Here is a 15901-nt window from a genome sequence, read left to right on the forward strand (position 1 = left end):
GGCCTCGCACTTCCTGGCAGATGTTTGAGAACGACGTCGTCAAGGGCGTCTGGCGAAGAAGGTGGTGAGCGCACCAGCACACAGGGCGCCTCATCTGATTGGAATTTGTCAGTGTACGTGTCGAGAGCCGGCATGGGCGTCCGCGCAAGCCTGAATCTCAACGATCGCCTTGGTGCTTGGCGCCCGCGCCGAAATCTCCCTTCATCCGTCCGAACAGTTGCTGGAGCTGACACTCGCAGTGATAAGGCTGGGCAAGCGGTGGATCTCTCGCTCTTTCCAGGCTAACGGAGCCGGACGATGAACGGAATCAGGATTGATGTGAGCAGTCTGCACAGGGCGGGTCATCCGGCAGTTTGAGTCAATGCCCTTCTGCCGCGAGGACTGGCACAGAGGCTTGGCCAGACGGCCAAGTCCAACCGCCTGGACACCTATGCATTGGCGCAGATGGTCGCCCTGATGAAACCGCCTTCCTATCAGCCACTGGAGCCTTGGCAGCAGAGGCGGGAATTCGAGCGGGCACGTCGACAGGCAATGCACGCACTAACTGTCGCGCGGCAGCAGCAGGAAATGGCGAGGGATCGCGCGTTGAGTCAACCGCTGCGCGCATCCATCGCGCTCGGTCAACCCACGAACAGCTTTACACAACCCACCACAAGGCACTGCGCCGGTCGCCGGCTACTCCCCCGCCTGCTCACGCTCGAACGGCACGCTACGCGGATTCTGCATGTGCTCCCGCGCCGCGCCGTACTGTTGCTGGCGCTTGCGATGGAAAGCGATGAACTCATCGCGCGGCAACGGTCGCGAAAACAGCCAGCCTTGGCCGAACTGCACGTGCTGGCTGTGCAGGTAGGCCAGCTGCGCTTCGGTTTCCACACCTTCGGCCACCACCCACAGGCCCAGCTCGCGGGCCATGCCGATGATGTGCGGCGTAACCGGGCTGGTCGCGCTTTCGGTGCCGATCGCATCGACGAAGGACTTGTCGATCTTCAGTGCATCCAGCGGCAGCTGCTGCAGGTACTGCAGGCTGGAATAGCCGACGCCGAAATCATCGATGGCCACGCTGTGGCCCGCGCGCCGCGCCGCGGCCAGCATGGTACGGGCACGGTCGATGTCGAGGAAACCATGTTCGGTGGCCTCCAACCAGATCTGCTGCGGCAGGATGCCGCTGCCGGCCATGCGCTGCGAGATCACCTTCAGCGCCCGTCCGCTGCTGATGTCCTCGGCCGCCAGGTTGATCGCGATGTGTGCACTGCGATCCTCGGCCAGCAGCTCACGCATGTCGGCAACCACGTTCTCGATCACCAGGTCGGTGATGGCGGCGATCATTCCGGCTTCTTCGGCCAAGGGAATGAACAGGTCCGGACGCACCTGCGTGCCGTCGGGGCGCTGCCAGCGCACCAGCGCTTCGGCGCCGACGCAGATGCCGGTGTCCAGTTCGATGATGGGCTGGTAGTGCAGGTAGAGTTCGCGGCGGCGGATGGCGATGCCCAGTTCGCCGCGCATCGACAGCCGTCGTCGCGACAGCCAGATCACCAGCCCGGCACCGGCGGCGGCCATCAGCAGGCCCAAGGGCACGAACAGCCACGCCTGCTGCCGGAACGTGGCCGCCAGCGCGGTGCGCGGCGCCGTGGCGATTGCCAGCCATTCACCGCTGCGCGCGCTGGCATACAGGGTGTCGCGGTCCAGGCCCTCGCCGGGCTCACGCAGCAGGCGCTGCAGCAGGGCCGGGTCCATGCCGTCCTGCTGGGTCAGCAGCCGTCCATCCGGACTTGCCAGGGCCAGCCGCACGTCCGGATCGACGATGACGTCGACGAAGCGCCGAGGGTCGACCAGCACGTCATAGGACCCGTACATCATGGACAGCATCGGCCGCCGGCCAGCCGCCTCGGGGCGCACGTTGACGGTGATGCCGGCACCATCGCTGGTGACGTGGTCCGGCGTGGGCTGGTCCACGTCCCGCTGGAACGGGCCCCACGACGTGCAGCGCAGCTTGCCGCCCTCGAAGTAGCCCATCTGGTCCGACGACGGCGTGGTCATCACCAGGGTCTGCATGCGCTGGATGTGTTCGGCCCCGCAGGGGGGCAGCACGTTGGCCTCGGCCGACTTCAATGCCGCCAGTGCTTCCTGGTAGGACACTTCGGTACGGCGCAGGCTGCGCACGGCGATGGCATGCAGCCGTTGCTGCTCGACACTAACGGCACGGTCCCAGGTGGCATAGACCATGAACACGATCGGCACTGCAGCGGTCAGCACGGCCAGTACGGTGCCGCCGATGATGACCCGCAGTCGGCTCATGACCGGGGCTCCAGAGAGGTGTGCAGAGCTGGGCACATGGGCGGGGCCGGTCCTTGGGCGATGGCGGTATATGAACACGGCGCCGGGCTGGGCGGAATGGGACAAATTCGGTAATTGGTCACATTGTGGTGAAAGTGAAACTCACTGCGATTGATCAGTTGGAACGAACTCCTCAAGACGCCTCATCGTGAGAAACAGCTCCATGAACTCATGGCTTCCACGCTTTTTAACCATTCGGGGCCCGACTCCGAAGCCCTAGCCCGCCAGGCAATATTTCGCCAGCCCGCCAAGGCATGAGCCGGCAAGTTTCATGCCAAAAGACCCAATAGGCTGGCGCAACGTTTTGATCGTGCGCACCAGTCATCGCACTGCATTCTCGAACAAGTTGCATGGGGAAGCACACCGCATCGCGTCAACATCACCCTCGCTACGGCCGTATCGGCTGCAGCTCAATGACCGCAGCTGGACACGCCACCTGCATCTTCCACATGTCCCATTCTGGAGTATTCGAAATGATCAAGGTCCTGAACGAACAAGCCGCCAAGAACGTCGTTGGTGGTCTGCGCACCTGCGTGCCGCAGAGCTCCAAGCACAACGGTTGCTTCTATCAGGAAAAGAAGGGCAAGAACGGAAAGTAAGCGGGCCGCTCCAGTGACACGTCGGCAGCACGATGCTTGGCGGCACAATGCCGCAATGCTCCCGTAACGCCCTCCCTCACTGGATCCCCCAAAGCACTGCCGCGCCACAGGCCGGCAGTGCTTTTTCCGCCCCTCACCCATCCGTCATGAACTGCTTCCCACGTCGATGATGTTGACTCGCCTCTGGCTGCACGGCCTTTCCTTGCAGGACCATGTCCGCCGCCAGGCCGGTCAGCTGTACCGCAGCGTTGCGCACCGTATGGCGCAGCGATGGTGGCAGCGCGTGCCATTTTCGGTTGGCGCTTGCGCGCATGCCTTGGTCTTCTATCTAATGGTCCGCGGATGGCCAGTGCGCCGGACCAATCGGCGGACCGCGCGTGCCGGGCAGCGACAACTGCTAGGCGATAGAAGCATCGATTGCTACGATGTTACCTGGCAGCGCAAGCGCGCCATCGAGACGGCGATGAATCACGGCAATCGTGACGTCTTGGAAATGTTGGCGCGCTGTGGCGATGAGCTTCGCGCGCTGCGCAACCAAGCCCACGATGCGCACGCCAAGCCAGTGGTTTTCGCGCCGCTACATTTCACCTCCGACGTCGCCGCTACCGTCATCTGTGGCCTAGCCGCACAACGCCCGGTGCACGCAGTATCCATCTATTCCGTGCATGACTTCAGCCCGTTGATCGTGGACTGGCTGGCGCGGCGCGAGGTCATCGTCCACCAAATCCATCCGGTGGACCAGCCACAACGGTTGCGCTCGGCAATCAAGTCGGTGCGCAAGTCCGGGGTTGGCATGATCATCTATCCAGATGCCCTTCCCCAGCTGACAGAGGCCCTCACGGCCAGTCGCATGCCGGTACGCAGAGCCACCCTGTTCTCGCGGCCCGGTCTACTGCACTCGGGGTTGGGCGAAGTGGCGCAACTGTGCGGCGCCGTGGTCCTACCGTTCTACCTGACGTGGGGAGACGGGGGCCTGAAATTGCGCGCATTTCCGGCGTTTGCGTTCGATCCCACTCTGATGGATGCCTGCATCGAAGCCAGCTTGGTAGAGAGCCCAGGCGACTGGCTGCTATGGCACTACCCCAGCCTGTTCTACTTCAACTCAGCCTCGCCCGGTCCCCCATGAACATCAAGATTCGTCAGCCGCAGATCGTGGTGCAAAATGAAGTGGCCGAGTGCGGTCTGGCGTGTGTGTCGATGCTGCTCGATGCACTGGGCATCCATGTCAGCCTGGAGCAACTCCGCGAACGTCACCGCGCACCACTGGGCGGCATGTCACTGGATTGTATCCAGCAAGTCTTGTGCGCCTATGGCGTGGAAGCCGCCGCAGTCCAGTTCACCCCACAGCAGCCCGCCGAGCTCCCCTTGCCGGCCATCGTGCATTTTGGTGGCAATCACTTCGTCTTGGTGGTACGTCGAGGTGGGTCGCAGTTCCAGGTGCTGGACCCGGCGTGCGGCGCCCGGATCATGCACGCAGATGCCCTGACACGTCACCTGAGCGGCTTCGGTATCGTCGTACAGGCGGTTGATCGGAGCTTCCCGGCGCAGTTCCCGCAGCAGCCGGCCAGCGGACCACAGGCCAACTTCCTATGGCCCGAGACCGGCGCCAGCCAGTGGCGCCTACCGCTGTTCCTGCAGTTGCTGGGTGTCATGGGTGCCTTCCTAACACCGCTATACATTGCGATGACCCTGGATAAGGGCGGTTACTCCGACGGCATCCTGGTGCTCGCAGCGCTGTTTCTCGCCGGCACCATGGCGGCAGCGTACGTAGAGTATCGCTGCAGCACCCTGCTGATGCGGCTGTCAGCGGCGTTCGCCAAGCGCCGGGTCGCATCCGCGTTCATGGCCCTGCTATCCAACCATATCGGCTACTTCGAACGCAGGCCGTTGGGCGATATCTACAACCGGTTCTCAGCATTCGCTGAGGCCTCGCTGGCGCGGACCGCGCTCGGCCATGAGGCCCTGGCCGCCATCGTGGCAGGCACGATCGCCATGGCGTTGATGCTGATGGTTTCCCCGGCACTGGCCATGGTGGGCCTGCTGTCGATTACCGCGCACGGCGTGGCAAGTACCCTATATGCCGCACACCGAGATCGCTTGGCCGTGGAGCAGGAGCGGGTATCCAGCGAATTCGCCGACGATTTGTACGAGAACATCCGCGGGGCAGCAACGGTCAAGATCAGCGCCACCCAGGGGCGCCGCGGGCTGCGCATGGCGAGTAGCTACGGCAACTTTACCGATGCGTGGCAGGCCAACGAACGCGTGGAGCTGTCCCAGCGCCTAGTCTACGGTGTAATCGGTTCGGCCGAGATTCTGATCGTGGTGACCTTGGCGGTCAAGATGATCGGAAGTGGCACGTTCGGCTTTGCAACCTTCTATACATGTATCTTCCTGCGCCATCTTGCAATGGAAAACGCGACTAAGGCATTCCTGGGCTACATGAAGCATCGCAGGCTGCGCGTGGCGGAAAAGCGCGGCGCCGATTTCATCGAGTACGCTAAGGATGCCCTCTCGCCGATGGCATCGCGTAATGTCGACCTAGCTCGCATCGAACTGCGCGACGTCTCCTTCACCTACGATGCGCAGGACATGACTCTAAAGAATGTGCAGTTCACGGTGGCCGCAGACGAAAAGGTCGTGCTGGAAGGTGAATCGGGTAGCGGAAAGACCACCTTGATGAAGCTGCTCTGTGGCCTGTATTCGGCTGACTCCGGACGCGTCCTGATCAATGGTGCAGCTCCGCACGATCCGGCCGCTGCTCTCCGCAACCTATGCTACTTCCAGCGCCACGACGATGTACTTTTCCGTGGCAGTGTGCTGGAGAACATCACGCTGTTCGAAGACGCTCCGGACACGGTGCGGTGCAAGAACATCCTGGAAGTCCTGGGCCTGCTCGAGATAGTGCTGGCGCTGCCAGCAGGCCTAAACACCCAACTATCCGAATCCAACCCCCTACTGTCGGCTGGCCAAAAGCAGCGCTTACTCCTGTCGCGTGCCCTGTACTCGCAACGCCCGGTGTTGGTGTTCGACGAACCCACAGCCAACTTGGACACCATCTCGGCTGAGGGGGTAATTGGTGCCATTACAGCCTACAGCGGAGCCGTGATCGTGATTTCCCACGATTTCACGCATCGCCCCTATTTCGACCGGACCGTGACCATGAATGGGGCGTCTGCTCTGCCGCAAGCTACTTCACCAGAACTGTGGAACCAAGCGCAGAGCTAGCAAGGGGTTGCGGCCAGGCATAGCGTCAAGACAGCCATCAGGCAGAATGGCCACAGCGCCAATCCGATCATCAGGATCTGGCTGAAGGACCAGCTACGCAGGTGGGTACCACGGGTGGGGAGCGGGATCGTCATGGGATTGGATGGAAGGGGCAGAGCCGCTTCTGTGAAGCACGCGTCAACGGGCTGGAGATGATCACGGGGGGGAGCGTGCGAACACATGCAATTCTCTCGAAACACGCCGCTACGACCTTCCCGCCCCCCCATTGCACTGCCGTTAATGTCATGCTGGAATCCAGCTGTCGGCGGGCGACTTCCCCCGGCTGGAGGTTGGCGGCGTCGTTCCATTGGATCCCCCATTCTTCTTACGAGTTTCTATATGAGCGCTTTTCTGCACGTCCCGGCCCGGGTTTTTCTGCTCGATGACCACCACGTCATTCTGCATGGCATGGGCACCCGACTTGCCCAGGAGCCGGATATCGTCGTGGTCGGTACCGCGTCTAGCAGCCGCCAGCTGCTTGACGGGCTTTCCCGGCTGCAGGTCGACATCGTGGTGCTGGATTTTTCGCTGAAACAACAGGACATGGATGGACTGAACTTGATTCGCATGCTAAGCGTCCGTTATCCCCACATTCGGGTGCTGGTGATGTCGGCCTACTACACACCCGACACCGTGAAGCTGGCATTGCGCACCGGCGCGCGCGGCTATATCAGCAAGCGACATGAACTCGACGAAGTTGTGGCGGGTATCCGTGCTTTGGCGCGTGGCGGCCGGTACGTGCATCCGCAAATGACAGCGCAGATCAACGCGTTGAAAGATGACAAGGAAATGCCACCGGCTGCCGGTATCGATCCCGTGCTGGCCAGCAAATTGACCGCGCGGGAACATGAAGTGATCCGGTGCGTCCTACTGGGCATGAGCACCTCCGAAATCGCCCTCAAGTTATCGCGTCGCGCCAACACCATCAGCACTCACAAGGCTGCTGCCTTCCGCAAACTGGGGGTAGACAGCGAATACGAACTGTTGAGCCTGCATAGGGGCAGCGCGAAGACATGAGGCCACGCTGCCGCTGGATGGTTGTGCTTGCCCTTGGCGCGCTACTGCCATTGACGGCGCATGCCCAGCTGGAGCCCGATTTCAGCCCCGAGGAGCGCCAGTGGATCCAAGCACATCCGGTGGTCTACTTCGCAGCCGATCCCAACCTGCCCCCGATCGAGTACATCGTCAACGGCCAGTACCGTGGTCTGGTCTCGGAGTACCTGGCCGCCGTGTCGCGCAAGTCCGGCCTCCGCTTTCGGATGATTCCCACCAAGGATTGGGAGGGCTCGCAACAAGCCTTTTTGGATGGTAAGGCCGACATGTTTCCCAATATCATCCCGCGCCGGCTCTCATCCGCCATCAATGCGCAGATGCTGTACACCCCGGCATACTTCGCCACCCCGACGATCATCGTCACCCGGGCCAATTCTCCGGTGGTACTCGATCTGAAGGACCTGAACGGGAAAACCGTGGCGATTCGCGGAGTTGGCGTCTACTCCAATTTCTTTGCCGAACGCTATCCACAGGTTAAGGTGCTGCCGATTACTCGCCCCGATACTGCCCTGGACGCCGTAGTGGCCGGCGACGCCTTCGCGGCAATCGGGACCGATACCGTATTCCTTCCGTTGATGCGGCGCCGCTACGCCGGCATGCTGAGCATCTCCGGCACGTCCCACGAACTTCTTTACACCTCGCAGATGGGCGTGCGCAGCGACAAGCCCCTGCTGTATTCGATCATTAACAAGTCCTTGGCCAGCCTGTCGGCCCAGGAGACCGATCGGATGGACCATAAATGGCTGGAGCAGACCGACTTTGGCGAGCCGTCGCTGCTGTCCATCATAAAGTACCATTGGTTGCAACTTACCGGCATCGTCATCGGTGTAATGATGCTGGTGTGGTTTGCGCATCGTGCTCGAGCCGCCAAACACCAAGCACAGAAAAGCGAGCGGGCCAAATCGCGCTTTCTGGCGATGATGAGCCACGAAATACGCACCCCGATGAACGCCGTTCTGGCGTCCATCGAGATGCTGGAGCGATCTTCGCTGGACTCGCGCCAACAGCGGTTTGCCACCACCGCGTCCGCTGCGGCCGAGTCACTGCTTGGGTTGGTGGATGAGGTACTGGACCTGTCCAAGCTAGATGCCAAGCGACTGGAGCTGGAACTGATTCCCACTGATATCGAGACGCTGGCCAACAAGGCGGCCGACATTGCACGTGTCAACGCGCAGAACAAGGCGCTGCCAGTGAATGTCACTCTGGAGAATCCAGCCAACCTGGCCGTGCTGATCGACCCCACGCGCTACCGCCAGGTGCTGACCAATCTGCTGGGCAACTCGGTGAAGTTCACCCAGCGTGGCTGCATCAATCTGGACGTGCGCATCGCGCCCTCCGAGGACGACCGGACAGCCGGCACCATCATCAGTACGGTAACCGACACAGGAATTGGCATCGCTCCGGAGCACCTGAGCTCAGTGTTCGACGCCTATTCCCAAGCAGAGAGCTCCACCACCCGCGAGTTCGGCGGTACCGGACTGGGGTTGACCATCTGTCGAGAGCTGGTCGAACTAATGGGCGGCACACTGCAGCTGCATAGTCAACCGGGTATAGGCACCACGGTAACCTTCAAAGTACCGGTGCAGCTGCTGAAGCGCATTACGGAACCCACGACACTCATGCCGGAGGTAAGTACAAGGCCCGCAATTGCTGGCCACTTGGGTAGCCACAAGCATGCGGTGCTGGTCGTGGAGGATCATCCCGGCAACCGATTTATCATCGTCGAACAACTGGACGCACTGGGCATCACCGCCACCGCTGTCGCCAGTGGCAAAGAGGCACTTGCGCAGCTTGAGGCAGCCAACTTCGACCTGGTGCTGATGGATTGTCATATGCCCGGCATGAGCGGATACGAAACCACCCGCCGGCTGCGCGAGCGGGAGGACGGCGCACGGCACCTCCCGGTGATCGCCATCTCTGCCGCGTCTGATTCCTCCCACTTGGGCAAATGCGTGGATGCTGGCATGGACGGCGTGCTGAAGAAGCCGCTGCGGCTGGATGAGCTGCGTGGCATGCTTCGGGCATGGCTGGACTACGTGCCTGCAGACGAGCCGGCCATGGACGAGCCGCCAGTGCACAGCGAGAGCCAGCTACGCGCCATCTTCGAAGCGGCGATGGACGAGGATCTGATCGAGTTGCGGGCTGCACTCTCGACCCAGTCCTGGCAACTGTCGCTGGATCTGCTGCACCGCATCCGCGGGGCAGCCTTCATGGCCAAGGCTGACTCCATCGCCCGCAGTGTGGATTCGTTGGAGACCACTCTGCACGCCAGCAAATTTTCCGATCCGGCAAGTGTCCTTACAGGGTTGGCCGATCTGGTCGCGGAAACACAGCATTGGCGGAGAAGAGTGCAACCCGTGCAGGCTGATCGCGGGCCGCTGCCCTGATCTGCATGCGTCCATCGAACTCCCTCACTCAAGTGAAGCGGGTACCGATCACACGTGGCTTACCCGCAGAATGGAGCCTGAAGCGACGGGCGGTCCGGAGCGACAGTACAGGAGCAGATGCACGGGGACCAACGCCACCAGCGAGGACTCGCAAGCGCGCACCTTCGGCCTGGTGGTCACAGTGATTGAAACGACGCGTACCGCGTCGACTGGACCGAAGCATGGAAATTATGCGCGGCAACCGTCACCGAGTTGATGCAATTACCTCAGGGCCAGACACACAATCGCAATCGCACGGTGAGCCTGCGCGGCTCAGGGCAGCATCCGTTTTGCGTCTCCTCTAGAGCTAGAGAAGGAATGCAACTACCTCAAGAGCGAAGCGGCGCATGTGGCAGATCGACACTGCCTCACCGCCGAATTCAGTGCGAATGCTGCCAACCCGCCGGTGTTACTCTGGAGCGCGGCAGAGGGGCCCGCTCACCTGGAGAGAACATTCCGCCCAACCTGGCTAACTGAGATTCTTGAATATTCCGTTGACCGTTTCGATGTTTTGCGAATAGGGGACCTCACCCGCACCCGCCGCCCGTGCCAACGTAGCCCAGACTCGCTGCATGGAAACCTGCTTCGCCGGCCTAGGGTTGGAAGGATCCCAGAACACCTCACCCTGGTCTCCAATGTCGAAATAGCGACCGGCGCTACCATAGTTCAGCAGACCTCCCGCGCCAATCATCACCAGCGGCATGTCCATGCAGTGTTCCGGTGCACCGTCAGCCATCTCGCTGGTGAACACCACTAGGGTGTGGTCCAGCAGGCTGTCCTCCGGAAGGTCAGGGTCTTGATGACTGGACAGTTCATCCAGGAATTCTTTTACCTTCCTGACATACCATTTCCGGGAGTTCTCCCAGTCCTGTCGATCAGTCGGGGAGGCTGGCCCATCGAACAATCCCCAGTGTGCAAGATCGTGCGGATTCTTGCGGGTACTCACCTCGTTGATCATCAGGCTTTCCAGCGTATAGGCCACCTGTATGGTTGCCACGCGCACGGTGCCGCAGGCCAATGCGGCCGCCACCACTTTATGGTGTGCTGCGTGCACCACATTGCGGTCATTGGATCCGTCAACATCTACCCCACCCAACTCCGGCCGCTCACGCAGGCACTGGCCAGGCTCGACGATCTCCTCCAGTTCCTTGGCTACCTGTTCGACTGCATCCAGATGCGTGACCAGCTTCTGTCTCTCGCTGCCCTGGACCTTGCCCATCGCATCATCGATGTCCTGTTTCACCGGATCGAACACGTGCGCACTGCGTACCACGTCCAGTCCGCGCAGATCAGTACCGAAAATCGAGTCGAACAATACTACGGGGTGCTTCTGCGGAACCCGCGCCGTTCTGCCGTCGAATGAAACGTATGAGGGCTGCCCACCACTGCCCACCTTGGTATGTGGCCCTGCATAGATTGCACCTAGAGTTGGGTTATGACCGGTCAGGTGCCTTGCCAGGATATTGTCTATGGAGGTCTGGCTTTGGGCCCTGTCGCGCAGAATAGCCTGCCAGGCTGCGTGCCCCAGAAATGGGCTGACCGGAGCAGTCCCGGCACTCACGGATGCAAGCCCACGCAGGAAGAGTGCCCGGTTCTTGTAGGCCGCCAACTCCTGGCTGGCCGTGTTCAACTGGAAATCCCCTGTATCGTTACCCATTGCCGTGGGATGCCATATGCCCTTCCCGCCGTTCCACTCACCACCCGCAGCGAATTCGTTGATGCCAAGGCCATCGGGCGTGGTGTAGAAGACCACCTTGAGCTTGGCACCCTCCTGCTTTCCTTGCAGCGCCATGCTAGCCAGGCCATAACGACTGAGCGGTACCATGACGCCCGCCGCAGCTCCTGCCGCCGCCATGCGGATCAAAAAACGGCGACGTGATCTGGACATGTTCATCGTGCGTGCTCCTTTCTGTACCTCAGTGCTGTCGATGTTCCGAGTAGGCGCAGCGCTTCGCGCAACTTTCCGGAATTCTTCAGGTTTTCGCGAACGGAGATGATCAGCGCCCCGGCGTCCCCCGGCGCATCGCCATACACGTAGCGGAAGTAGTTGTCCGCCAGGCATTGCCGTGCTGCGGCTGTGTGTGGAATGATTCTGGCGACCCCCCGCAGGTCGTCGAAATCTGCTGTGTGCACGCCGCCATTATTGAGGAACTCACCTGCCGCATCGATATTGATCAGCTGATCCCGATATGGATTGTTCACCGCATATTCCTGCAACCGGAAACGACCGATGGCATCGTAGTTCTCGAATGAGGCGCCCAGGTCGTTGACGAACTGATGGCAGGTCCAGCAGGATGGATTGACCGGTCCGTTGATCAAACTCATGCGCTCGCGCGTACTAACCGGTCGGTCCGGGAACTGCGGGACGCGGTTGTCGTTTTCCATCGTGCCGAACTGGCGACAGAACATCTGCTCGCGAACCAGGAACCCTCGCCGGACCAGGGAGGTGGTCTCGGTACCAGATTGGGTGGCATGCACGATCGCCTGGTGCAGCAATCCGCCCCGTTTGTCGTCGACGTCCTTTTTCTGCATTTCATCTCCGCTGACGCCGGAGATTCCATAGTGCTGCGCGAGCGACTGGTTGAGGTAGGTGTAGCCGGGATTGAAGAGTTCGTCGAAGGTGCCGTTCGGATCCGAAATCACATGAAGAACAAACGCCTCTTGCTCCCTTTCCATCGTGCTAATCAAGGTCCGGTCCAGCCCCGGTTTTTCCGGGACAACCCCGTAAGTCCTGGTGTAATAGCGTATGAAACGCAGGAACTGTGCCTTGCCACGCTCGGTGGTCAGCATGGCATCGATCTCCGCGGCGATCTGCTCTTCCGTCTCAAGTTGCCCGGCCTCTGCCTTGTCCAGCAGAGCATCGGATGGCGTCGTACCCAGAAAGCCGAACGACAGCGCGGTAGCCAGTTCGTTGGGCGTGAGGCGATAGACGTCGCCCTCTTTTGACCGCGATGCGTCCTTCACCCCCAATTCGGAGCGGTACAGGAAGTTGTTCGACGACAGCATGCCGGCAATCATCAGGCGTGGCCCCTCCACGGCCTCACCTTCCCGCTCGAGCAGCGCCTTGTAGCGGGTCAACTCCGCAGCGTTCAGTGGCCGCCGGAACAACCTGCGCCCCAATGCTGCGACGAATGCATCGGGGTGGCCTGGCTGATAGCCCAGACCGTCCAGATCCACTGCCTTGGCGACCCTCATGGCCTCAGTGTAGTAGGCCAGCACCTCGCTCTTGCCCAACAGCCCCCGGTTGGCCTGTCCCGGATAGCCGAAATCCCTGTCGATACCTTCGTCGGGCAAGTAATCGGCGTCTACCTGGACGTTCAGGACGTCCTTGACTGCATTGACATAGTCCGCACTGGAAAGCTTGCGCAATTGACGCGTGCCAAAGGGGTCGCCTGGATTGAGATACTCCGGCCAGACGTCATTGAACAGGTGATCGGCCACTGCGCCCGCACAGACGCCGTCGCAATGGCCCTGGGCGATGCGATCGCTCATGCTCCTGATCTTTGCGACCAGAGCCGTTCGTCCATTCTCCTGCCACTCGTATGCAATACTCGGACTCTTGAACCCGCTCTTGTGGCACCCCCAACAAGCGCCTGCCGATTGGCCTTCGGAAGGCGCGGCCAACAGAGCCGCACCGATATCGGCCACGGCACGATACCCCATCGTCGGCGCATTCTGATCGCCGTCTGTAGTAACACTGAAGCGCGCTTTGGCCGGCTCCGGGAGGGCAACAAACTGATAGGGTGAAATCAGTTCATAGGTGCCGTACCCAAGCGTCTCGATGACGCTGTCGCCCCAACTGATGGGAATCTCGCGCTCGACGCCGCTGCCTACGTTGACCAGCGTGACGACCCATTGCGCAGGCAAACTGCCGCCTGCGGGGCGCGACGGTGCAGTGATCCTCACGTTGGCGTCGATATCTGGAATTCCGCGATAACCCAGCGATATCGAATGGATCGGGGATTCCGGCGACAGGTCGAACTCGATTCTGGGTTCGACAGGCGTCCACTCCGCGCCGACGTCCGCCATCTCCAGCACATAATGGCCGTAAGGCAATCCGGGGAGGTTGAGCACCGGCCCGGACCATCCCAGTTCCAGTCGTCGCCGCCTACCCTGGGGATCAGTGAGATAGCCGACCGGCACCTCGCCGCTCAGGCTGGGATCGGGTGCTGCGGCCATGGTCAGCGACACCCTGGTATCAGGCACGCCTGCGGAGTCGTAGGACACACGATAGATCACGCCGGCGATGTCGTCGGAGATCAGCACGCTACCGTCGGCCAAGGGGAGAAAGTCCACCGGGCGCCCACTCACGTTGCCTGTAGGCTGCCGCCAGCCGGTCACCAATGGCACGACGCTGACCACTTGGCTGCCGATCACCGTCATCATGCGTACGTCGATGCCGGTGTCGTTGGTACCTCCGCTGTGGAGCGCAACCAGCATGCGCTGGCTACCTGGCAAGGCACCGGGATAGAAGGTCTCGCCGACGAACTTGATCCCCAGCGGGGCAGTGTTGCTTCCCAATGCCAATGCTGGCGCGGTGTAGCGGCGCGGCGAGATTTCCCCGGGCGGCATATCGGCCAGGATCGCGCCGCGGACCAGATAGGGCTGGTTGGGCGGCAGATCCGACGTCCCCTCCCATTCGGCCTGCGTGTACCCCTTGGTCTCCTTTCCAAACACGTAGGGAACACCAAAGTGCTGGTTCTGGCGGGTGACGACGTTGATCTCGTCGGCATTGGTGAAGTTCTGACGGTTGTTGTCGCTAAACCAGATCTGCCCTGTTTCAGGGTTCCAATCGAAACCGACCGAGTTGCGGACCCCTCGCGCCAGCACCGTCGCCGCGCCGGTTGTCAAGTCGTACTTCAGAATCGATCCATAGCGCTCATCTTTTTCCACCATGCAGATGTTGCAGGGGATCCCGACGGCTGTGTACAGCGCGTTGTCCTCCGGGTCGAGTGGATTGAAATGTAGGGGGTGTTTTTGATGCCATTGCCTGCCTCCCTGTTCCCCCATCGGCGGCAAGGGGAAGCGCTTATCATCGGCAGGAAACCTGAGTACGCGCTCGGGCAGAGGATTTTGGTAGGTGGCGTCGGCATCGCGCACCCGGTACAAGTCACCGGTCGTAGCGTAGTACAGGTCGCCATTGCGATAGGCCACGCCATGCGGCTCGATCAGCCCCGTCGCCAGCAGATGCAAGCCTGTTGGCTTGCCGCTGGTGGGATCCAGCGGCAACGCATAGACGAATTCGGAGATCTTCGACGCCTCCCCTGCATACGGGATTCTGCTGGATCCTACATAGAGCACATTTTTACCCAACGCCATCTGCCGGGGCTGGATCAATCCTTGGGCGAACAGTTCCAGCTTCAACCCTGGCAGCGCTACGAGTCCGCTCAGATCCAGCGGCTCGGCGTACTGGGCGTTGAATGTCTCGCTTTGCTTTTCTTCCTCGCTGAACGAAATGATGGCGGGCGTGTTGAGCGGACGGCTGCCGCCCGCTACATTCAGGATCAGGTGGTAGTCGCAGCGTCTGAGCCCGTCGATGCGAAGTTCCTGACCCCAATCGCCCGTAATCGGGTGTTCTTCCAGAACTTCCCCAGGGCATCGCAACGTGCCTGTGATCGCGCCGTCGCGCCGACTTCCTGCAGGTGCCGCCGGCAGTACCAGAACCAGTTCATTGCCATCGATGTCATCGACAGTGCAGGTGCCGTGGTCGATCCAGGCGGATGGCCACCATTCCCCTCCTCCCCCCGTCCCACCCGGCTCGTAGGCCGAGTCTGCGCACCACCCAGTTGCGGGATGCGGCCTGCACTCGTACAAGTTGCCATGATTCTGTACCCGGTCCCCGGCCTCGTAGGCGTGGCCGGCGACCCACCCGTTCGCAGCGGAGCAATCTGCCCGTGGGCTCTGGAGGGCGGCAGAAGCGCTTTCCTGCCGGGAGGAACAGCCCACTCCCCCGGCCAAGATTGCCAGCGTCAAGAGCACCGAACGGTACGTCGACATAGCCCCCTCCCATGACCGGGAAACCTCATGTCCATCGAGTCGGGTTGGTGGTGCGGAGTGCCCCCCTCTCGGTGGTGTCATTCCACTTTTACTTCACCCCGACATTTCGCGAGATTAATGAATCAGCGTGATGAACAAGTGAGAACAACCAAGGCGACTCAGCAGGAAAGTGAGACTTACCTCGCAGATATGCGGCATACACGAACGCCCCGGCTATGGGCCGGGGCG

8 protein-coding genes and 1 pseudogene are annotated in these 15901 nt (G+C 61.2%); 6 read left to right on the top strand and 3 right to left on the bottom strand.

Annotated features, from left to right (window positions below):
- Window positions 1-327 precede the first annotated feature (327 nt).
- Window positions 328-612: pseudogene (locus tag AC13FN_RS02475) on the top strand (IS110 family transposase); the annotation flags it as partial.
- Between the two features lie 63 nt (window positions 613-675).
- On the opposite strand, the gene AC13FN_RS02480 reads toward AC13FN_RS02475, so the two are convergent.
- Entirely contained in the window at window positions 676-2295 is a 1620-nt protein-coding gene (locus AC13FN_RS02480) for an EAL domain-containing protein (protein ID WP_482984231.1), read from the bottom strand.
- Between the two features lie 512 nt (window positions 2296-2807).
- Here AC13FN_RS02480 and AC13FN_RS02485 point away from each other — a divergent pair.
- The 5 genes from AC13FN_RS02485 (at window position 2808) to AC13FN_RS02505 (ending at window position 9637) form a co-directional block, all read left to right on the top strand.
- The gene (locus AC13FN_RS02485; RefSeq protein ID WP_482984230.1) at window positions 2808-2933 is read left to right on the top strand and encodes a hypothetical protein; all 126 of its coding nucleotides are present in this window, start codon (window positions 2808-2810) and stop codon (window positions 2931-2933) included.
- A gap of 166 nt (window positions 2934-3099) precedes the next feature.
- Entirely contained in the window at window positions 3100-4059 is a 960-nt protein-coding gene (locus tag AC13FN_RS02490) for a lysophospholipid acyltransferase family protein (protein ID WP_482984229.1), read from the top strand.
- On the top strand, window positions 4056-6158 hold the full coding sequence (locus AC13FN_RS02495; RefSeq protein ID WP_482984228.1) for a peptidase domain-containing ABC transporter: 2103 nt from the start codon (window positions 4056-4058) through the stop codon (window positions 6156-6158). Before AC13FN_RS02490 ends, AC13FN_RS02495 begins: the two co-directional genes overlap by 4 nt.
- Before the next feature lie 378 nt (window positions 6159-6536).
- Window positions 6537-7214, top strand: a complete 678-nt coding sequence (locus AC13FN_RS02500) for a response regulator (protein WP_482984227.1) — start codon at window positions 6537-6539, stop codon at window positions 7212-7214.
- A gap of 17 nt (window positions 7215-7231) precedes the next feature.
- Window positions 7232-9637, top strand: a complete 2406-nt coding sequence (locus tag AC13FN_RS02505; RefSeq protein ID WP_482984226.1) for an ATP-binding protein — start codon at window positions 7232-7234, stop codon at window positions 9635-9637.
- 508 nt (window positions 9638-10145) lie between these two features.
- On the opposite strand, the gene AC13FN_RS02510 is transcribed toward AC13FN_RS02505, so the two are convergent.
- Window positions 10146-11570 (bottom strand): DUF1552 domain-containing protein, encoded by a 1425-nt coding sequence (locus AC13FN_RS02510; protein ID WP_482984225.1) that lies wholly within the window; start codon window positions 11568-11570, stop codon window positions 10146-10148.
- Window positions 11567-15673 carry a DUF1592 domain-containing protein gene (locus AC13FN_RS02515; protein WP_482984224.1) on the bottom strand — a complete coding sequence of 1369 codons (4107 nt, stop codon included), beginning with the start codon at window positions 15671-15673 and terminating at the stop codon, window positions 11567-11569. Before AC13FN_RS02515 ends, AC13FN_RS02510 begins: the two co-directional genes overlap by 4 nt.
- Between the last annotated feature and the right edge of the window lie 228 nt (window positions 15674-15901).

It is taken from the genome of Stenotrophomonas sp. 115C5 (genome assembly GCF_056861055.1).

Coding starts and splice junctions, on each gene's coding strand:
- AC13FN_RS02510 (WP_482984225.1), bottom strand. CDS start 11,570: ATGAACATGTCCAGATCACGTCGCCGTTTTTTGATCCGCATGGCGGCG.
- AC13FN_RS02515 (WP_482984224.1), bottom strand. CDS start 15,673: ATGTCGACGTACCGTTCGGTGCTCTTGACGCTGGCAATCTTGGCCGGG.
- AC13FN_RS02485 (WP_482984230.1), top strand. CDS start 2,808: ATGATCAAGGTCCTGAACGAACAAGCCGCCAAGAACGTCGTTGGTGGT.
- AC13FN_RS02495 (WP_482984228.1), top strand. CDS start 4,056: ATGAACATCAAGATTCGTCAGCCGCAGATCGTGGTGCAAAATGAAGTG.
- AC13FN_RS02500 (WP_482984227.1), top strand. CDS start 6,537: ATGAGCGCTTTTCTGCACGTCCCGGCCCGGGTTTTTCTGCTCGATGAC.
- AC13FN_RS02505 (WP_482984226.1), top strand. CDS start 7,232: ATGGTTGTGCTTGCCCTTGGCGCGCTACTGCCATTGACGGCGCATGCC.
- AC13FN_RS02490 (WP_482984229.1), top strand. CDS start 3,100: ATGATGTTGACTCGCCTCTGGCTGCACGGCCTTTCCTTGCAGGACCAT.
- AC13FN_RS02480 (WP_482984231.1), bottom strand. CDS start 2,295: ATGAGCCGACTGCGGGTCATCATCGGCGGCACCGTACTGGCCGTGCTG.